We start from the raw sequence: 20,969 nt of genomic DNA, 5'->3' as shown, positions 1-20,969 counted from the left end.
AAAGTCTAAAATCCGAAATTTGCTGCTTCTAGATTCATCCCTGTGGACAATCTAAAATCTAAAATCCCAAATTCCATGACTATTACCCTTAAACGCACCAAAAGCAATAACAACAATCCAATATTCCTGAACGAATTGTGGGAAAACCAACAATTCCAGCAGATAGTTCCTTGGATTGTGCCTGTTACCGTATTAATTCTTTGGGAACTTGCTTCCAGAACTGGTTTACTTTCAACCAGAATTTTACCAGCGCCAAGTGGTGTAATCGCTACTGCAATTAAGCTAGGATCAACTGGAGAACTGTTCCAAAATATAGGAATTAGTGCTGGGCGGGCGATATCTGGTTTTATCGTTGGTGGCAGTATTGGCTTTGGTTTGGGATTACTCAATGGCTTTTCCCACGTAGCAGAAAAGTTATTGGATAGTTCCTTACAAATGCTCCGTACCATCCCCAATTTGGCATTAATTCCCCTAGTGATTCTCTGGTTTGGTATTGGCGATCAAGCTAGATTATTTCTAGTGTCTATGGGGGTATTTTTTCCGTTATATCTCAATACATTTCATGGCATCCGTAGTGTTGATCCTGGACTGATTGAAATGGGAAAAGTTTATGGATTAAAAACACCACAACTTCTGTGGCAAATTATTTTTCCAGGAGCGTTGTCTTCAATTCTTGTTGGTGTCCGTTTTTCCTTGGGGATTATGTGGCTGACACTAATTGTGGCAGAAACGATCGCGGCAGATTCCGGTCTTGGTTATATGGCAATGAATGCCCGTGAGTTTATGCAAACCGATGTTGTGGTTTTAAGTATTGTAATCTATGCACTGCTGGGTAAATTAGCGGATGCTGTTGCCAGAGGATTAGAAACAAAATTCTTGGCTTGGAACCCCAATTATCAAAAGTCATAAATGCTAAAGTCACCAAAGTCGTTGAAAGCTCTTGATTTTAACTTTTGAACAACAATTTTAGATTTTTTAGTTCACGCACGAATACCACTTATTTTATGCCGAAGAACTCGGCTAACTCAGTGGCTCTACCTTGTGGGTGAAATAAATCCAAAATCTAAAATCTAAAATCGATTGACTTTTATTCATTTTGAGTGTGATTTGCTTTCTTGAACGTCTTATCAAATAATTAATTTCCAATTGTTCTAAAAAAGGAGGTTTTGCAAGTGAGTTCAAATGTACAGGGTACACAACTAAGTATTTTGGATTTGACGAAAGCTTTTAGCAAGAAAACTGTTTTAAACTCGTTGAATTTAGAAGTTGAAGCAGGTGAGTTTGTCGCTATTGTCGGACGAAGTGGTTGTGGTAAGAGTACCTTATTGCGTCTTGTGTCAGGATTAGATAAAGCAACTTCCGGCGGAATACTACTCGATGGAGAACCACTGCGTAGACTCAGCGGCTCTGTAAGAGTGATGTTTCAAGACCCCCGTTTGTTACCGTGGAAGCGCGTTATCCAAAACGTAGGGTTAGGCTTGCAAGGTGATTGGCGTGAAAAAGCTTTGTGGGCACTCGATAAAGTCGGACTCAAAGATCGGGCTGATGAGTGGCCTTATGTTTTGTCTGGTGGACAACGGCAACGGGTATCATTGGCAAGAGCATTAGTTAGTCAACCCCATTTGTTATTGTTAGATGAACCTTTGGGAGCTTTGGATGCTCTAACTCGATTAGAGATGCAGAATTTGATTGAAAATTTGTGGCAAGAGCGGAGATTTACTGCCTTTTTGGTTACTCATGATGTGGAAGAGGCTGTGGCGTTGGCAGACCGAGTGATAGTGATTGATGAAGGGCAGATTTCTGTAGATTTACCTGTGAGACTTTCACGCCCGCGAGATCGAAGTAGCGAAGTGTTTATCAATATCAGAGAAGCAGTTTTAGAGCGAGTCATGAGCAATGAAAGTTCTCAGCCAAATAATCAATTGTTGCAGTTGAGTAGTTGAGATTTAGCTTTCGTTACTTGATTCATCTAATGCTTGAGGTAGCTGCGGTAAAATAGGCTACTTCGAGATTAAAATTTACTCTTAAAAAGCAGCTATATTAACTATCCTCTCTGCGGTTATTGGTGATTTTTTCTATATTCACAAACTAGACAAAGTAAAAGATAGTAATTATTAACTTATATAGCTTTATTGAAAATAATACATAAATATCTATTATTTATATTCAATCTAATGATAATCAGAAAAATAACAAAGTATGATGCAGAAGATTATAGACAGATCAGATTAGAAGCTTTATATAAAAATCCAGATTCATTTGGTACATCGTATCATGAAGAAACAATTAAGACGATAGAAAAATTTCGGGATAGAATACCAGAAAATAACAATAACTTTATTTTGGGCTGCTTTGAGGATAAAACGTTAATTGGAATAGTCGCGTTTCACCAAGAATCAAGAATAAAACTCAGGCATAAAGCATATATTAGTAGTATGTATGTTAAACAAGAATATCGAGGAAAAGGCATAGCTAAATTATTACTAAATGAATTAATTGAAAAAGCAAAAGCTATTAATGAGGTAGAAATATTATTACTTGATATTGTTAGAAATAATTTATTAGCAAAACAACTTTATTTATCATTGGGTTTTCAAATATATGGAATAGAGGAAATGGCATATAAATCTAATCATCAATATTTTGATCTGGAGTTTATGCGCTTACAGATTAAATAAAAATAAAATATCTTAATTCTTCCTAAATATCATAATTTAGACGAAGAGAAAAAGGTATTTATTAATCAAACAGAGACATTTTCTAAAGATAGCTCTGTAAAGAAATTAAGAGGTAATCTACAATGAAGCTGATTTTACCGCTCGATCTCGTTGCTGATATTGAGCCTCATCTACCGCCTGATACAGAGGTTGTCAGGGTAGATGTTGAAGGAAATTTAGACGGCGATGCTAGCGATGCTGAAGTTTATTTCAGTTGGTTTTTATCCAGAAGTCCGACGTTGCATAAAATAATAGAAGCAGCACCTGCATTACGTTGGCATCATGCACCAAATGCAGGGGTGAATCACATCCTGACACCAACTTATTTGAAGAGAGATATTATTCTCACAAATGGGGCGGGAGTGCATGGAATTCCGATCGCAGAATTTGTGATCACTTATATACTGGCTCATGCCAAACACCTGCCAGAATTATATGCTTTACAGGCGGAACGTCACTGGAAAAGAGGCTTTGCCATCCAAGAGTTGACAGATGCAACCTTGCTAATTATTGGCGCTGGTGGTATTGGCCAAGAAATTGCCGCCCGTGCTAAACCCTTCGGTTTAAAAATTATTGGCAGTCGCCGTCATCCCCAAGAGTTACCAAATTTTGATAAAGTAGTGGGTGCTGATGAATGGCGATCGCTCCTACCAGGGGTTGATTATGTAGTTATTGCAACACCCCTAACTCCTGAAACCAAAGAATTTATTGATGAATCTGTATTGCGTTGGCGTAGCCCGCCGAAGGCATCGCTACCAAATCATGCTTACCTAATTAATATTGCTCGTGGTGGCGTAGTTGATGAATCGGCATTAATCAAAGCGCTTACCGAAGGTTGGATTGCAGGTGCAGCATTAGACACAGTTAACTCTGAACCGTTACCACCAGAAAGTCCTTTGTGGTCACTTCCTAACATTTTTATCACACCCCACACCTCCGGTCATTCCCCAAAAAGTAAACAGCGTTCAATAGCACTATTTATTGATAATCTCAAGCGTTACCAAGCTGGTCAACCGTTACGAAATGTAGTAGACAAAGAAGCAGGATATTAGGGACTGGGGACTGGGGACTGGGAATTGGGGACTGGGGACTGGGAATTGGGGACTGGGGACTGGGAATTGGGGACTGGGGACTGGGATGGTCTTATTTTCAACCTCGAAATGTAGGTTGAGTTAAGCGTTCGAGTAGCTTCCCTATGGGAAGCTAAACCCAGTAAAGCAGCGTCAAGGTTGGGTTTTGTCTCTCAATCAAGTCTACAATCAAGTCTAATTTGGGGTTTGAAAACACGCCCTAGAGACTGGGGATTAGTTTTTCTAATATTTCTAATAAGAATACCCAGTCCCTAATCCCCAGTCCCTAATCCCCAGTCCCTAATCCCCAGTCCCCAATCACTTTGAAAATCCAAAATGAAATCAGGGAGTATCAAATGGTGAAACTAATATTACCAGATCATCTAATTGCAGATATTGAGCCACACCTACCATCTAATATAGATGTTGTGGAGGTGGATAGTGAAGGTAATCTTGATGGTGATGCCAGTGATGCCGAAGTTTATGTCAACGGATTTTACCTAAAAACTTCTACCCTTGACAAAGTACTGACAGCAGCACCCGCGCTACGTTGGCAACAGTCACCGAGTGCTGGCGTGAATCATATCCTCACACCAACTTTTTTGCAAAAGGATATTATCCTCACTAATGGCGCAGGGGTTCACGCAATTCCAATTGCAGAATTTGTATTGGCATTCATGCTGTATCACGCCAAAAATCTGCGAAAATTGCAAACTTTGCAAGATGAACACACTTGGGTAAGAGGAGTATTTCTCGAAGAGTTGGCAGACGCAACTTTATTAGTTCTTGGCACTGGGAATATTGGTCAAGCGATCGCATCTCGTGCTAAAGCTTTTGGAGTCACGGTTTGGGGTAGTCGCCGCCATCCCGAACCCCTACCGAATTTTGATCGGGTTGTGGGTGCTGATGAGTGGCGATCGCTCCTCCCGGCAGCAGACTATGTAGTTCTTGCTACACCATTAACTCCAGAAACTAAAGGTTTGATTGATGAAGCTGCATTGCGCTCTATGCGTCAGTCTGCTTACCTAATTAATATTGCTCGTGGTGCGATCGTAGATGAAGCTGCATTAATCACCGCATTACGTGAAGGATGGATTGCTGGCGCTGGATTAGACACAGTTGCAATCGAACCTCTGCCGCCAGAAAGTCCCTTATGGTCGCTACCAAATGCCTTTATTACACCCCATTGTTCAGCCTTATCGCCACGTCTGAGAGAGCGCATAGCACAACTGTTTATCGACAATCTCAAACGCTACCAAACTGGTCAGCCCTTGCGGAATGTCGTAGATAAGCAAGCTGGATACTAGTACCCGCATTTCTCACTCTTCAGTAGGGGCGGGTTAACAGATATGATCCATCATTCATGAATGTCTCGCTTAACCCGCCCCTACGACCTCTGCACTTCAGTTTGATAAATCTGGTGAGAAATCCGGGTAATACTGTTAGAGACGTTGCATTGCAACGTCTCTACTACAGCGATCTATAGCAGTGAAGCTACTTGAGTCAGATTTCTGATGTCAAAGGCAAGCAGGTTGTGAAACAAGTTCTACTTGGCTGCGATTCAAATGAGAGTGTACCGTGATGGCGATTTTCTACAATCCGGCGAGCGGTTTCTAAACCCAATCCCGATCCATGCCCTACTGATTTGGTGGTGAAGAAGGGTTCAAAAATACGCGTTTTAATTTCAAGTGGAATTCCACTACCAGAGTCGATGATGTCAATATGGGCAAAGCGATCGCAATGCCAAGTTGTAATTTCCAGTAATCCCTTACCATCCATTGCATCAATGGCGTTGTCTATTAAGTTCGTCCACACTTGATTTAGTTCACTGCCATAGGCCAGAATTTTCGGCAGACGTTGATCGTAATTGCGTTGCACTTGGATACCGCTCTTGAGTTTATGAGCAAACAATCGCAAGGTATCTTCCAAGCCTTGATGTATATTTACTTCTTGCTGAATGCCTTGATCGAGATAAGAATAAGACTTCATCGCTTGCACAAGTTCGGAAATCCTCTCAGATCCTCGCAAACCATGTTTAATCATTGACATGACTTCAAAGGAAAGCGCTAGCCAGTGCAATCCCATTTCTCGCAATTCCGTGTCATCGTTGCGCCAACGTTTCATGAGTTGCTCTAAGGTTTCAACCTCAACACCACCTTCCGCTAAAGGTTCTGCTAATTTCCATGCTTGGTTTACACCATAGTCTTCTAACCATTCCAGTAATATGGCTTCGCGATCGCTTAGTGTTACCGGATCTAGGCGATTATTCAAAATCGCATCATAGCCTTGATCGCGTACTCTCAACCAGTGTTGAGTATGGGCTTCGTCAACATTGCGTTGCCCATAAACTAAATTCATTCGTTGTAACTCTAAGATAGCGGCGGGCATTTCTCCTAAAGTCCGAACCAGGGCTGCGGCTGGGTTGTTGAGTTCATGAGCTAAACCGGCGGCAAGTGTCCCTAAAGCTGCCATCTTTTCTCGCCCACGAATAAAAGACTCTAGCCCCCGGACACGACGCTGCATAATTCGGAAGACCATCCGCTCAAAATCACGACATTCATGCAGCAGTTTACGGAAGTCTTCTCCCTTCATTTCATAGAGATGGCAATTTGTCAATGCCCTCATTGTCACAGGTGCAGGTTCATCCGTGAGTACGGGAATTTCACCAAAAAAGGATGGGGCTTCGTGTTGCCCAATGGGGATTTCAACTCCTTCACTGCGGCGGGTGATGTTGATTTTACCTTTGACTAAGATAAATAAGCGACATGCAGAGTCTCCCTCATGAGACAATACTTCTCCGGCAATAAGTTCAACTGTTTGAGCGCGATCGCAAACCCACTGCAACCGCTCTTGAGGAAGCTGCTGAAATGCGTCTAAGTTGATTAATTCTTCAATACATAACATTGATGAACCCCCTATACTAATTCGTAATTCGTAATTAAAACTCCTTATACTAATTCGTAATTCGTAAGTAAGTCGGTGCTAATATTTCCAGCTATGTTAAGGAATTTAATGTAGGGTGTGTTGTCGCCAAGCGCCGCACCGTCAACAATCTCAGGTGCGTTGCTATAAGGCATAACACACCCTACAGCTAATTTATATTTCTTCATATACATTGAATTTTTCTTACCGACTTACTTAATTCGTAATTAATAACAAACTACACAAAGAGGTTTTCCATCTTTTAGCCTACTCTTGAAACAATACTTTCTTTCACATTTGGTATTTAGATCAATTCACCAAAAGAATACTACAGGTGCAAGCTACAAAGCTCAAGTTACATCTAACTCTCTTAGGAACATGGATTAAATAAGATGTAAAACTTCATTCTGTCTCTAGCTTCCCTCTCCAATATATCGGCTACGGTGTATACACAAGTCGAATTACCCCCCTTAATCCCCCCGATGTATTAGACATCTGGTGAAAATGAATGTAGAGACGTAGCAGTGCTACGTCTCTACAAGGATTCTGGATAACGCATATTTAATTTCTGGAGATGTCTATTGGGGGGGAAACCGGAAAATCTAGTTCCCTCCCCTTTATAAGGGGAGGGTTAGGGTGGGGTAAAAGAATATTTGATACATCAAATACGCGTAATCTATTTTATATTTTCATTCAAAAACTATCGGCGATCGCACCACTGAATCCGATCGCAAATGCTATCATGAATTGTATGTTATTTAATTCTTATTCCTTAATTACGAATTACGAATTAGCTAAACATTACTCAAGTAACGATGAACGAATTGAATAGCGATGGAACCTTCTCCCACACCGGATGCCACGCGCTTAATTGAGCCGTAGCGGACATCTCCAGCTGCGAAGATACCTGGAATGTTGGTTTCTAGCAAAAAAGGAGAGCGTTCCAAATTCCAACCTGGGGCAGATTTAGCATTATGCATTAAGTCTGGCCCTGTGATGACAAACCCCTGAGCATCGCGTTGAATAACGCCATCAAGCCAATCTGTTTTAGGGCTAGCACCGATGAAAATAAAGAGCGATCGCGCTGACACAGTTTCGGTTTGTCCAGTTTTGGCGTGGGCAATCACAATTGCTTCTAAATGTTCCTCTCCCTTCACTTCCACAATGCTGCAATCTGTGCAAACTTTGATATTTTCAGTAGCAGCAATCTGGTCAATCAAGTATTGGGACATACTCGATGACAGTGACTCTCCCCGCACCAACATAATCACTTTGCTGGCATACTTACAAAAGTGCATTGCTGCCTGTCCAGCAGAGTTTGCCCCGCCTACTAAGTAAACCTCTTCGTTGCTACAGGCGATCGCCTCAGTCATAGCAGCACCATAGTAAATTCCTGCCCCTGTCAGCTTTTCGGCTCCCGGTACATTTAACCAGCGATAGGAAACGCCAGTTGCAACTAAAAGCGCATGGCAACTAATTTCGCTACCATCCGCCAATTGCAGAATCCGATAAGGATCTTCCAGCCTAACCCCAGTTACTACTTGAGGTGTAAGAATCTCTACCCCAAATCGCCGCGCTTGGGTGACTCCCCGCCTTGCCAAATCACTACCGCTCAAGCCAACAGGAAACCCCAAATAGTTCTCAATCCGCGAACTCGTGCCGGCTTGTCCTCCTGGCGCTTCCCGCTCAATTAAAACAGTACTCAATCCTTCAGAAGCGCCATAGACTGCGGCAGCCAGTCCGGCAGGGCCAGCACCCACGATCGCCAAATCATAAAAGGGTCGCTCTGCCTGAGTTTGCAGTCCAATTTTGGCAGCAATCTCTAAATTAGATGGTTGAATTAACCGGGAACCATCGGGAAACAGCACCAAGGGCAATTGTCGTCTACAATCAGCTTGGGCATATTCCACCAATTTTGCCGCCTCCGGTTCCAGTTCAATATCTAACCACTTAAATGGAATCTGGTTACGTGCTAGGAAATCTTTCACCTGATGTGAAAAAGGCGACCAGCGATTACCAATGACTCGAATGCCTCCAAGGGGTGGGCGGAATCCAGCTAGCCAGTCATCGAGCAAATCATCTAAAACCGGATATAACTTCTCTTCTGGTGGATTCCAGGGCTTGAGTAAGTAATAATCAAGTCTGGCACTATTAATTGATTTAATGGCAGCATCTGTATCTGCATAGGCTGTCAACAAGGCACGTTTTGCATCGGGAAAGATGTCTTTTGCCTGTTCGAGGAACTCCACACCTCCCATCTGGGGCATACGTTGATCTACCAAGAATAGGGCAACAGGTTCATTCCGTAATTTGAGTTGCTGCACCACATCCAGAGCGCTAATACCTGAATCTGCCCGAACAATGCGGAAGCGATCGCCATACTGATGCCGTAAGTCTCGTGACACTGCTTGCAGCACCTCTGGATCATCATCGACGGTTAAAATTGCTGGTTTCGCCATAATTACTGTTACTCAACAATTGCAGTGCCTAGCCGTTGTCTTCTTTCAGGAGACAGGGGGCAGGAGGCTTTTATGAACCCACATTTAAAAACGTGGGATTGATCTTGGAGCGCTTTTTCTTTTAAACGTGGCTCTTGACCCAGAATTCAAGTAATCATCAATAATCATAAAACCTCGCGGGATGCGGGAAACTCAGCGGCTTTAGCCCTGAGAGGTAAGCGGCACGAGCGACTTTAGTCGCCGTGGTATTTTTTTAGCTTGAGTAGCCATAACCATCTTTTTTGTGGATAGTTTTACAGGCTTTATAACTAATTCCTTGAACTAATCCATTTCTAGTTGAGATATTGAAACTTCCAGTTACACGGGTTGCAATTCTTCCAATATGTCCACCAACTTTCTTGCCAGTTTTGACAACTGCTTTAACAATATCCCCGGTCTGAAAACCAAAGTGAAATTTAGTTCTAGAACAGTGACGATTTGGAAAACCATATTTGTCAGTTCTGCATGACTGTCTAGTGCCGTGTCCATTTGCAATGATTAACAATGGTTTCACACCTTTAATATTCAGAATTGGCGTTGATTTACCAACACAAGCCGCATCAATCCAGTGAGTTTTTTCTAGTATTTGTTGACTACGATTAAACTTTGTTAAACCACCGGAGCCTGTTTCTACAGGTAATCCAGTTTCTTTTAATGCGTTCAACAATGTGAATCTCGTTGTATTTACGGCTGCTGCGTCAGCCAAAGGTCTTTTAGCTTGGCTCAAGATTCTTTCTAGCCTAATTGAGTCTTTTTTGAGAAATTCTTTCAGAGCTTTCGTTCCTTTTTTGGTATTACATTTTTCGCAACTTAGGGTTAAGTTTGTTATTGAATTTGAACCTCCTTTAGCACGGGACAGAATATGTTCTATCTGAAATGGAACATCTTTTGCTCCACAATAAGCACATTCTCTGCCCCATTTCTCTAATAGATATTCTCTTGTTTCGTAACCAGCAAGTGTACCTTGTTGATACTCGTTTCCCTGGATATTGCGGTTGCGTATTAGTTGCATATCAAAGCGAACTAACTCTTGACTAATAGCTTGAATCGGTGCAAGTCGGCGTAATTTATCAACCCAAGTTTTGATGTTCTCAACCCGACTTTGTAAGCTAGGTGCTAACCATCCTTCTGGACGAGGGCGGTTTTGGAATCTTGGTTTTCTGTAACGAGTAATTCTTGCCCGTCTACTACGTCTTAATTGTCGCCTAGAGGTCAATGAATCCCTAATTGCAAACCCGCGATGTTTTAGCTCGAAAGCATTTACAACTTCTCCTGTCACATCGTTGACTAATGCTATTCCTGTGAACTTAGCACCAGGGTCTATTTTTAATCTGAGCGCTGATATCGGAAGTTCCAGATGAGATTCCTTTAAGATAATAGTGAAAGGAAAGCGTCTAAAAACTCCTGCCTTTCTGTTCCGTAATAATTGCCTTGCTTGTGCTGAATGAATTGGGTCTAATGGTCTTTTTTTGGTATCTAATACGAATATTTTGGACATGAAGTCCCTCCTTTCGGGTAATGTTAGCTTCGTCAATGTTTTAAGAGCTTTTTAGACTTGCAACACTGTTTCAGTGACTTTAAAACTGTTTAATTGCAAATGACAGAGCAAGGAACTAGCTACGCATTCCGGGGTGTCGTGACTCAAAAAACGTAGTCAAGTTTTGACTTAGACTGGTCAACACAGCTTGCTTGATTTCTCTTGCAAGCTCAGTGGCTTTAGCCCTGAGTTATTGACACTTCTTTCCGCAAGCTCAAACTGCCCTCTAGCTTGAAAGTGCTGAGTGCTGTTAGCGATAGCGGGGCGTTTAGCCCGTGCTGAGTGCTGAGTAAAAATACTAATCCCCAGTCCCCAGTCCCCAGTCCCCAGTCCCCAGTTATTCTTTCATTCAAGGCTGTAAAATTTGTTTCATCGGGACTGTCTTTTCTTGTAAAAATTTGTGTCAAAATATCTACTGTTTAACCAGTTGCTTTAAACGAAAGTATGCCTCTTCTGGTGTAAGTGGTTCAGATTGACTTTCATTAGGGATATAAAATACCCAGGTATCGGGAAAGTAATGCACCACAAAGCTGGGAATCAAACCCAAGCTTAATGCTTGTTTTGCGAGTTTTTCAGTTTGTTCCTCTAAACTCAGTTGGTCATGAAATACGTGTTCAGGCATACTTGTTCATCTCCCTGCACTTTATTTGACCCTAGAAAAAGGTTCAACACCAGCATTGCACAATTCCTGGATTTCTCACCAGATTTATCAAACCGAAGTGCAGAGGTCGTAGGGGCGGGTTAAGCGAGACATTCATGAATGATGGATCATATCTGTTAACCCGGCCCTACTGAAGAGTGAGAAATACGGGAATTGCATCACTTTAAAACGCTCCTGGAAAAACGTAAGCACATTATCAGGGCATCTTAGCGCAAACCGCATTTAGAGCCTACAACTTCTCCCACCCTCAGACCGTGATAAAACATCATCAGCAGAGCGTGTATAATCACGGTGAGAATAATGAGCATTGCACGCTAATTAACTAGTACAACACGGCGTAAATAAACCACCCATTTAAAATAGCCAGAAAGCCTACAAAATAAGCATTATTTCTTTTTACTTTTGCCTTTTTACTTTTGCCTTCTTGTACTAGCAGGAGCTATTTAAAAGGTTTCCAGCCTGTCTCGGTGAACCCAACGTCTAAGGGATTCACCAGTAATCTTATGTACCTGAATTTGGACTTGTTTTTGACTGAATTTGATGATTTGAGCAGGGATTTTATGAGTACAGGTGTGCCTTCCACAAGACTTGTAGTTCCAGATCACCTGCTGTCCTAGTTCAAATTCCATCTAAACCTCCGGGGTACTCCCGCCACATTAAGGGATTTCGTCTTGGAATCGAGCGTGAATCTCATCAATGGAGCGTTCCATTTTCTTCACCATTTTGGGATAACGCAGTTTTTGAATGACAAGCCATCCAAACCCCGCAATAAAGTAGAGTAAGACCAAGTAAGGGAAGGTATTGTAAGGTGCTGCTGGCACTGGAAATAGACTACTACCGGGAATTCCGACAGTACCAAGAACAGGAATCATCATAAAAACTACGCCTAAGACTGAAAACAAGATATCCATTGAGCGGAGTTTTTTGATGCGATACAAGTAAATTGGAGCAGCAATTGAAACTAAGATATATACGACTAAAAAACCATAAGTGCAAAGTGTTCCTGTGTAACCCAAAATTTCAAAAGGCTTGATGCTAAACAGGTTCAACGCACTAGGGACTATAAATGTAATCAAGGAACACAGGGCAATTGCTGTGTGGGGTGTCAGGTTAGAATCATGGGCTTTACCCAGAGAATTATGAAACAAACCATCCCGTGCCATCATGAACACTATCCTGGCTGCTGGATTGATACAAGCAAGAGTACAAGCGAAGAAACTCAATAATGCACCAATACTAATTAACGTTCCCAATAAGCCCACACCTGCTTGATTTGCTAAAAATGTCAGTGGCTCCTCAGTTTTGCCCAAGTCTACAGAGCTACCACTAAAGCCCAGCACTTCCACATACGCCATGAACATGAAAAATACACCAGACCACATCGTGCTTTGAATCAAAGATTTGGGAATATTTTTCAGTGGTTTTTTCGCTTCATCTCCTAAAGATGTAGCGCTTTCAAAACCCGAAAAACCAAACACAACCAGGACAATTCCTAGCGAGATGCCACCTGGGGTAGCTCCTTTGAGGGTTAGTTGGGACAGATCAATTGCAAAGCCCTTGTGCGCCCAAACAATCATCCCTAACAACAAAATTGAAACTACAGAGATGCCTTCAAGTACCAGCATCATTTTTGCTGATAACTGAATGTCTTTATAACCCACATACCAAGCCAGAATTGTTCCCAGTGCGAACAATGTTAAAGTATGGGTGTGTATACCAATATGACTCAGCAAAGATTCACCAAAAATTGCAAAGCCAGATAAGGTTGACATCCCCGTAAATAAATAACCCAGAATCAGACCCCAGGCAGACATAACACCTGCTGTAGAACCCAAACCTTTGACAATATAGGAGTATAGCGAACCTGGAGAAGCAGAACGCCGTGCAAATTGGTTAATGTTGACAGCAACAAACAACAGCCCAATCATCCCTAATAAGAAACTCAGCCAAGTGCCGTTACCTGAACTGGCGAAGATTAAACCTAAATTAGCTGCGGGTGTTGTTGTGGGTGCAATAACTGCAACTGATTGTGCAAAAACTTCCCCGTATGAAAGACATTCTTTTTTTAAGCCATGAGCGCTCTGATTGATTTTTAGCTCGATTTCTTGAGTCATGTACCATCTCTCCTCACTATATATTTGAATGCAGTAGGCACGGGATTAAAACTAACTTCAATAGGTACTGACTACAAAATGCTGATTTAACCTTATAAAATCTCACTCATAAGAGCAAATATTCTTAGTTATCGATTAGATAAATAAATATTATTAACTACTCATTAGCTGGCTACCTTTTGTCAAAATCATCGCCTAAGGGACTTCCAGAGAATAAAATATACAGTCAATAAAAATGATAATCATTTTAATGGGGGAGAACTAGGGTAGATATTTGCAATAACCGAAAAATTTTTTGCCGCTAATTATTTTTCCCATTTTTGCTGCCAAGACTAGAATTAGAATTGATGTGACATTCTCCTAGTAGCCAAAGTGCCAGACTCTCTGCCATTAAGCGATCGCTATCTTGCCTTAATCGATGAAATTGTCGAAACCACCCTCAAGGGCAAAATTAGCTCTGTAGAACAGGTGTATCAAATGCTGCTAAAAGGTATCACTTCCGGGACAGGGGAAGTCTTTGAGCTAGCTTTGAGCGATCGCCTGAATGCCTTCCAAAGCCAAGTCGATAGCGAAAAAGACGAACTCAAGAAAGCCAAGGCGACTCGCAGTTTGAGAGCTATTAAGACGATTCAAAGTCAATGGCAACGCTGGCAAGAGCAAAATAAAGCCACAGAAGCGATCGCCTCCGCAGTTACAGAAATTACTACAGCTACCGCTAACGAGCGTCTGGCGACATTTATCCGGGTTACTGACCCCAATCAGAAGTATCCGCTAAATTTGCAACAGCTACAGCAGTTGTCAAAAGCATTGCAGCAATTTGCTCAAGCTGATTCTGATTTACAACAATTTTCCGAAGGAATTACCCGTGGTTTAGCTTCTTGGCAGCGATTGCAAGACAACTTGCTCAGTTGGATGTACGAGCAAAAAGAATCTCTGGGATTTGGCGGCGTACCAGGAGAACGTGGCCCTTGGGCAAGTTGGGCTAAACAACTCAGTAGTGAGTTACCCCAAACACTGCTTCGCACCTTAGCTAGAGAAGAATCAGCAATTGAGTTTGCCCAGCGACAACGGGGTATCACCCTCAGAGATTGGGTGGAAATGGCATTGATTTTACAGTTCTTGCAACGGGGACTAATTAACTGGTTTGACCAACAAGCTTACGATGTGAAAGCTGGGCCAAAGTTGTCCATTTCCACTTTTTTGACCTTTGCAGTGATTTGGAGTCAGTTAGCAAGTGGTTTTAGCAGCATTGGGACAGTATATAGCGATGCCTGTTCTCAAATCATGCTCCAGATTTTGCGAACCTTTGCCCAGCGTCCGTATTTTCCCTTTTACGGCGGGATTTTTGCCTCTTTTACTGGCACTTATTTACGAGATGCCCTAGATTATTTGGATGAACCGCTGCGACGAGGCGAGGGAACCCAAGAAAAGGCACGTATTTTGACACTTTTAGGCTATTCTCAACGTGCTTTGGGACAATACCAGCGCTCTATTGATTTTCATCAGCAGGCACTAGAGATCGCCAGGAATGCAGGCGATCGCGCCTGTGAAATTGCTAATCTCAACCACCTCAGCCGTACCTACGTGCAACAGCAAAATTATGCTGAGGCAATTAACTACAGTCAACGAGCATTAATACTGAGTCGGCAAGCAGGCGATAGGACAGGAGAAGCAAACGCGCTGGTAAATTTAGGTTACAGCGAAGTTATGCAGGCTCAGGAACTAGAAAACTTAGAACCTGAAACTTATGAAGCCGCAATTAATTATTTGGAACAAGGTTTAAAATTATCAGAAAAATTAGGCGATATTCAAAGTAAAGCCTTATGTGTCAGCAGTTTAGGAATTGCTTATCTAGTAATTAGACAACACCAAACGGCAATTAAATATCTTGAAGATGGCTTTAAAACAGCACAAGTTTCTGGTGATTTGTATTTGCAAGGGCGGAACTTGGCTTATTTAGCAGAAGCTTATTATCATCTGCAAAATTCCGAAAAAACTGTTTATACAGGCTGCTTGGGAATGTATCTTTTACAGCAAATTGCTTCTCGTGAGTGGCGTCAACCGGCAGGGTTACTGACAATTTTACAAGGACAAATAGGAGCAGAAGCTTTCCAGAAGTTATTACAGCAACATCGCCCGAAAATGATTGCAGTTATCGGTGTAGATGGGTACGATCACATTCCACAATTGTTAGAAGAATATAAGCAAGATATGTAAGCAAGTAATTTGATGAGCAAATTCATCGAAAGCGACGGGAAACTCCATCCCGCAAGTGGCGTGGAGAGTAAAACTAGGGACAAAATCATTAATATTTTTCAATCAGAATATTCTGGCTGGAGTTTATACCAATTCTATCAGGTTACTGTTTACAAAATAGAAGTGGCTTTAAAAGGTAACAGGGAACGGGCAACAGGCAACAGGGAAATCCCCATAATTAAAATCAGGGGATTTGTACAAGGACACATTGAAACATCGTGGCTGACGCCATCTCGTTTCAAATATTTTTATCTCTTTTCATAAATAAATTTAGGGGCTTTAAACCCTGTATTCGGGGCTAATTTTTTTTCTGTTCCCTGTTAAGAGTTCCCTGTTCCCGCCCCGAAGGGGCTGTAAGCGAAGATAAAGAGAAGGTAAGGATGAGCCAGCGAAAGCAGATAATTATCTTCGATTCCTTCTAAAGATAATGAGTAGTTAATAGCCAATTATTATGTACTAAAAGATACTTAAAAGAGATGATTTGTACACAAACATAGTGGTTTGAGCATTGAATGAGTATTTTAGGGCAAACAAAGGCTGGAAACATTGGTATTAGTCAACTTAACTCTGTGATGGAAAATAACCGTTGTCGGTCTATTTTCTGAAGCTTGATTTTTTCAGCGTAGAAAGCCTGATAATATGATTGATACCGCTCTGGTTCAGCTTCTGGATCGGTTTGTTGCCATAGTTCCAAAAAGTGACGATAACGCTTTTCAAGCATTACCAAATCCATGCAAGCGATCGCAGCTTGAACTACTTGCGGAGTCCGAAGTATTTCTTTCTGGTTTTTTTCATCCACATGAAATAAATGGGAAATTAACCCGATCTCGCTCTCAAATTCTAAGAACTGGTCTTGCAGGCGGGAAATTAAATTTGGTGGAGACGCAAAATTTTTCGTATCTCCATCACCGGATGAAATTTCTAAAATCTGTTGCCATAAAAATCGGTGGTGGGAAAGACTAAATTGCAAATCTCGCTCCTCTAATTCGGCAATAATCGTTTGATGCTGTTCAGGACAATGCAAGTAAATCCTTAGTAATAATGCCTCTGCGTGTTCTAAAAGACTGCGTTCTGTGGGGAGTGGGGAGTGGGGAGTGGGGAGTGGGGAAAGTTTGTTAGTTCCCCATACTTTCTTTGCCGATACAGGTTTAGAGTATGTAGCCGCAGCCGGAGCAATTTGAGTTAGCAGATTTTCGACTCGTAGGGGTATGAGTCTGGTATCTCCCAAGCTGAGTATTTCTGCACAGTAGGAAACATAATAATTTCGTGTATCGCTGTTAGCTATATTTTTAAGTAATTTGACTAATTGCTGAGTTACTTGCTGAAAATCAGTAGCCTGTTTTAAGTCGCGGTCTTGGATAATTTGCTGAATCTGCCAATCTAGCCAAAGTGGCGCATTTTTTAGCAGTTCTCCATAATCTTCGGGAGTGTGGCTATGCAAATATTCATCAGCATCTTTACCATCGGGTAAATTGAGAATTTTTAGCTGAACTTCGCCTTTATATGCTAACTCGGCAATTTCACCGATCGCCCGTTCGGTTGCATTGGTTCCAGCTTTATCGGCATCAAAATTGAGTACTAATTGTTTCGATTCTGTGTAGCGTAATATTAACCGGACTTGTTCTAAGCTTAAGGCTGTACCGAGTGAGGCGACGGCATTATTAATACCAGCAGCATGGAGAGCGATCGCATCAAAATATCCCTCTACTACCACCGCTTGATCGAGTTGGGAAATTCCACCTTTGGCTTGATCGAGGGCAAATAAGGTTTTACCTTTACTAAAAAGTTCGGTTTCTGGTGAATTTAGATATTTAGGCTGCTCATCAGTCAGAGTTCTACCGCCAAAGGCAATAACGCGCCCTTGGACATCGCGGATGGGAATCATCAAGCGATCGCGAAACACATCATAATAACCGCCTCCTTCGCGGCGTGGCTTAATCAATCCCGCTTTTTCTAGTATTTGCACTGGGTAATGTTTATCTTCCACTAAATAACGATAGAGAGTTTCCCAACCTGCGGGTGCGTAACCTAAACCAAATTGCTGTATGGTTTCTTCTTTGAATTGGCGGTTAGATTGCAAATATTGAAGTGCCTTTTGCCCTTGGGATTGTCTCAGGGCGTGTTGATAAAACTGTGCTGATGAAGCCAGAACTTCATACAACTGCTCACGCAAAGATAGCTGACGCTGTAATTCTTGGCGTTGTTCGGGTTCGAGAGTTTGTACAGGTACTTGGTAACGCCGTGCTAAATCCAGCACCACGTCAGCAAAAGAACGTTTTCCCAACTCCATGACAAACTTAATGGCATTTCCTCCAGCTTGACAGCCAAAGCAATAGTACATTTGCTTGGTTTGGCTGACGGTGAAACTGGGGGATTTCTCGTCATGGAAGGGGCACAAACCGACAAAATCCTTTCCACGTTTGCGTAAAACTACGTATTCCGAGACGACATCGACAATATCAGCCCGTAGTTTAACTTCCTCAATTGTGTCTGGGTGCAAGCGGGGGATTTGCATGGGATTAGGGATTGGGAACTGGGGACTGGGGATTGGGGATTAGAGATGAGGCATTGGGTGTTGGGGATTGAAAGTTTACCTATTACCCAGTCCCTAGTCCCCAGTCCCCAATCCCTCGCCATCAACTTTAGAGAAATAACAAAGGATAAATGACTTGAGACTTCTGATAGCTATTATATTCTTGTTGCTAGACCAAGAATGATGTATAGAATTGCTTAGACTTAATTTTATCAGAGGAAATACTGAAAATGGGGCGTATTTTTATATCAGCGGCTCATGGAGGCAAAGAAGCGGGAGGAATTGATCCAGGTGCGATCGCAGGTGGTACAACTGAAGCGAAAGAAATGATTCTGTTGCGGGATTTGATTGTCACGGAACTGAGGGCGCGGAGTTTGGAAATTTTGGCGGTTCCTGATGACTTGAGTGCCGCCCAAACTATCACCTGGATCAATTCCCGCAGCCGTCGGGGTGATGTCGCCCTAGAAATTGAATCTAATGCGGCTAATAGCCCTTCTGTGCGGGGGGCTAGCGTCTTCTACATTGCTAATAATAGCGATCGCAAAAGTAATGCTGAACAGTTACTAGTAGGGTTGTTGCGCCGTGTACCCCAATTACCAAATCGGGGAGTCAAGCCAGACACAGATAGTGGATTGGGTAGTTTAGCATTCTGTCGCCAGACAACACTTGCAGCTTTGGTGATGCAAGTGGGTTTTCTCAGCAATCCAGAGGATCGGGCTTTGCTGCAAACTCGCCGCCGTGATTTTGCTTTGGGAATTGCCGATGGACTAGTAACTTGGAGTCGTGTGATTGACCCCAGTCCTGGAACTCCGACTGAAGCAAATTATCTAGCAATTAATATTAATATTAATGGGCAAAGTTACTCAGAGCAAGGAGTTTTAGTTAATGGCAATGCTTATATTCCCATTGATTTAGTAGACCTTCTGCGGATTGACCTTTCAAAAGCGACTAATGTCAATCGGATTACCTATCACAAAATAGTTTATGTCAAAGCGATTGAACTGCGAGATTTTAATGTTGCAGTTAGTTGGGATGCGGCAACACGTACTGTTAGCTTGCGATCGAATTTGGTGGTTTGCCCTGGTCAATTTTCGCGGTTGATGTCAAATGGTACTACTTCCGAAATACAGTTACAATTATTCCTGAGAAATAATAATCAAAATGCTTTAGCACAGTTTCCTGATATCCCAAAACTTTATCGCGAAGAAGCAGGTATAGAAGGAGTGAACTATGATATTGCCTTTTGTCAAATGTGTGTAGAAACTGGATTTTTACAGTTTGGTGGTGATATTAAACCTGAGCAAAATAACTTTGCAGGCTTAGGTGCGATCGGTGGCGGTTCTGAGGCTGCATCTTTTCCAAGTGCCAGAATTGGAGTGAGGGCGCACATCCAACATTTGAAAGCTTACGCTAGTTTAGAACCTTTGGTACAAGAAGTAGTAGATCCAAGATTTCGCTTTGTCACACGGGGGATTGCGCCATTAATTGATCAGCTATCAGGGCGGTGGTCAGCAGATTTAGATTATGGTACAAAGATTTCAGCAATGCTCAAACGATTATATGAATCAGCAGGACATCTTTGAGTTACGCAAGAGTTTTCAAGTTCATCAATTCTGATGTTGTCAGTACGTGAGTTATTAAAGCAGTTGTACTAAGATTTTGCACAACGCGATCGCAAAGGGTGAGCATCCCAAATGTGTAAAAACATAATTTTTCATTGCGTACTCCTTCGGATAACCCATTAGCATTCGCGTAGCGTGTCGTAGACAAGCATCTCGTAGAGAAGGGTACGGAACGCAGTGAAGCAAAGCAATTGCAACATCTGTACTTTGTGATTGCTACCCTACTGGTTCTCCGAAGGCGCAACTCTTGGAGACGCTACTGCGTAGCTTACTTCCACGAAGTGGTACGCGACCTTCGCAATTGACTTGTAACAATCTCGGTAATTGCTGGTCAGCATCACTGTCACCAGTAATGATATGTATTGCGATCCGACCGTTGGTCAAATAGTCAAGGGTAGCTGCCTTGCAAACTGCCAGAGTTGGTGCCTTGAAGAAGAATTCAGGAGTCAGAATTCAGGAGTCAGAATCAATCAGTGGGGGATTCAGACCCGCCACTGATTGAAGACCACTAAATCGAAGATTTAGTGGGGGTCTTAAACCCCTTGATTCATCCGCCAGTCGCACAAAAAACATTGCTGAATTCTGGCTCCTGACTCCTGAATTCTGTTTTGATAAAATAGGATGTCAGAAGATGTTTCAGAAATCTTTGTTTACATAGCATCTACTTGATATTATTTTCTTTAGCCTAGAAAAAATGGCTTGCAGAAGATATCCGATAAAGCAGCATCATACACAAGATGTTTAAAGTATTCTCGAATGAATTCAGAAATCAGAATTTAGGCGATTTTCTGGATTTCATATTTAATCACTGTATTGCTGCTTTGAAAACCTGAAATTTTACCTCTCTAGCTAGTTCAATCTTTGCTAGTAATTTCATATTGCATTTTAGCAGAAGTATTGTAATAAATATTTCTGTGACTTTTTCTGTTCAATTCCTAAAGCGTCGGTCGAGTAAAAGTAGTTGACAAAAGATACAATATTTGTTGTGTCCAATCTTCGAGGTTAAAGGCATAAGGGGTATAAAATGCGTCCACCAATC

16 protein-coding genes are annotated in these 20,969 nt (G+C 42.0%); 7 read left to right on the top strand and 9 right to left on the bottom strand.

Annotated elements, in window-relative coordinates; genetic code table 11:
• The first annotated feature begins 75 nt into the window (after positions 1 to 75).
• The 5 genes from V7K67_RS06805 (at position 76) to V7K67_RS06785 (ending at position 5,094) form a co-directional block, all read left to right on the top strand.
• Positions 76 to 909, top strand: a complete 834-nt coding sequence (locus V7K67_RS06805; RefSeq protein ID WP_334734009.1) for an ABC transporter permease subunit — start codon at positions 76 to 78, stop codon at positions 907 to 909.
• Positions 910 to 1,172: 263 nt separating this feature from the next.
• Positions 1,173 to 1,943, top strand: a complete 771-nt coding sequence (locus tag V7K67_RS06800) for an ATP-binding cassette domain-containing protein (RefSeq protein ID WP_334734008.1) — start codon at positions 1,173 to 1,175, stop codon at positions 1,941 to 1,943.
• A gap of 231 nt (positions 1,944 to 2,174) precedes the next feature.
• On the top strand, positions 2,175 to 2,678 hold the full coding sequence (locus V7K67_RS06795; protein ID WP_334734007.1) for a GNAT family N-acetyltransferase: 504 nt from the start codon (positions 2,175 to 2,177) through the stop codon (positions 2,676 to 2,678).
• A gap of 122 nt (positions 2,679 to 2,800) precedes the next feature.
• Positions 2,801 to 3,769 carry a D-2-hydroxyacid dehydrogenase gene (locus V7K67_RS06790; protein ID WP_334734006.1) on the top strand — a complete coding sequence of 323 codons (969 nt, stop codon included), beginning with the start codon at positions 2,801 to 2,803 and terminating at the stop codon, positions 3,767 to 3,769.
• 374 nt (positions 3,770 to 4,143) lie between these two features.
• Positions 4,144 to 5,094, top strand: coding sequence for a D-2-hydroxyacid dehydrogenase (locus V7K67_RS06785; protein WP_334734005.1), 951 nt, complete (start codon positions 4,144 to 4,146; stop codon positions 5,092 to 5,094).
• Between the two features lie 196 nt (positions 5,095 to 5,290).
• Here V7K67_RS06785 and V7K67_RS06780 read toward each other — a convergent pair whose 3' ends face one another.
• From V7K67_RS06780 to V7K67_RS06745, 8 genes are all read right to left on the bottom strand, one after another.
• Positions 5,291 to 6,691, bottom strand: a complete 1,401-nt coding sequence (locus V7K67_RS06780) for an ATP-binding protein (RefSeq protein WP_334734004.1) — start codon at positions 6,689 to 6,691, stop codon at positions 5,291 to 5,293.
• A gap of 44 nt (positions 6,692 to 6,735) precedes the next feature.
• On the bottom strand, positions 6,736 to 6,864 hold the full coding sequence (locus tag V7K67_RS06775; RefSeq protein WP_334708828.1) for a hypothetical protein: 129 nt from the start codon (positions 6,862 to 6,864) through the stop codon (positions 6,736 to 6,738).
• Positions 6,865 to 7,503: 639 nt separating this feature from the next.
• A complete protein-coding gene (locus V7K67_RS06770; protein ID WP_335165754.1) occupies positions 7,504 to 9,168 on the bottom strand; it encodes an FAD-dependent oxidoreductase in 1,665 nt (554 codons plus the stop codon).
• 253 nt (positions 9,169 to 9,421) lie between these two features.
• Positions 9,422 to 10,705: an RNA-guided endonuclease IscB gene (iscB, locus tag V7K67_RS06765; protein WP_334734002.1), complete on the bottom strand. Its 1,284-nt coding sequence runs from the start codon at positions 10,703 to 10,705 to the stop codon at positions 9,422 to 9,424.
• A gap of 218 nt (positions 10,706 to 10,923) precedes the next feature.
• On the bottom strand, positions 10,924 to 11,151 hold the full coding sequence (locus tag V7K67_RS06760; protein WP_334734001.1) for a hypothetical protein: 228 nt from the start codon (positions 11,149 to 11,151) through the stop codon (positions 10,924 to 10,926).
• A gap of 5 nt (positions 11,152 to 11,156) precedes the next feature.
• Complete coding sequence (locus V7K67_RS06755) at positions 11,157 to 11,366, bottom strand: hypothetical protein (protein ID WP_334734000.1); 210 nt, start codon at positions 11,364 to 11,366, stop codon at positions 11,157 to 11,159.
• A gap of 482 nt (positions 11,367 to 11,848) precedes the next feature.
• Complete coding sequence (locus V7K67_RS06750; protein WP_334733999.1) at positions 11,849 to 12,034, bottom strand: hypothetical protein; 186 nt, start codon at positions 12,032 to 12,034, stop codon at positions 11,849 to 11,851.
• A 27-nt stretch (positions 12,035 to 12,061) separates the two neighbouring features.
• On the bottom strand, positions 12,062 to 13,519 hold the full coding sequence (locus V7K67_RS06745) for an APC family permease (RefSeq protein ID WP_335165751.1): 1,458 nt from the start codon (positions 13,517 to 13,519) through the stop codon (positions 12,062 to 12,064).
• Between the two features lie 372 nt (positions 13,520 to 13,891).
• Between V7K67_RS06745 and V7K67_RS06740 the strand changes: the two genes are divergently transcribed.
• The gene (locus V7K67_RS06740; RefSeq protein ID WP_334733997.1) at positions 13,892 to 15,736 is read left to right on the top strand and encodes a tetratricopeptide repeat protein; all 1,845 of its coding nucleotides are present in this window, start codon (positions 13,892 to 13,894) and stop codon (positions 15,734 to 15,736) included.
• A 595-nt stretch (positions 15,737 to 16,331) separates the two neighbouring features.
• Here the strand turns inward: V7K67_RS06740 and dnaG are convergent.
• Entirely contained in the window at positions 16,332 to 18,290 is a 1,959-nt protein-coding gene (dnaG, locus tag V7K67_RS06735) for a DNA primase (protein WP_334733996.1), read from the bottom strand.
• 248 nt (positions 18,291 to 18,538) lie between these two features.
• Between dnaG and tftA the strand changes: the two genes are divergently transcribed.
• Positions 18,539 to 19,891: a hormogonium tapered terminus morphoprotein TftA gene (gene tftA / locus V7K67_RS06730; RefSeq protein WP_335165748.1), complete on the top strand. Its 1,353-nt coding sequence runs from the start codon at positions 18,539 to 18,541 to the stop codon at positions 19,889 to 19,891.
• Positions 19,892 to 20,969 lie beyond the last annotated feature (1,078 nt).

This window comes from Nostoc sp., assembly GCF_036917155.1.
Taxonomy (GTDB): Bacteria; Cyanobacteriota; Cyanobacteriia; order Cyanobacteriales; family Nostocaceae; genus Nostoc.
This window is presented reverse-complemented; position numbering and strand designations above follow the sequence as displayed.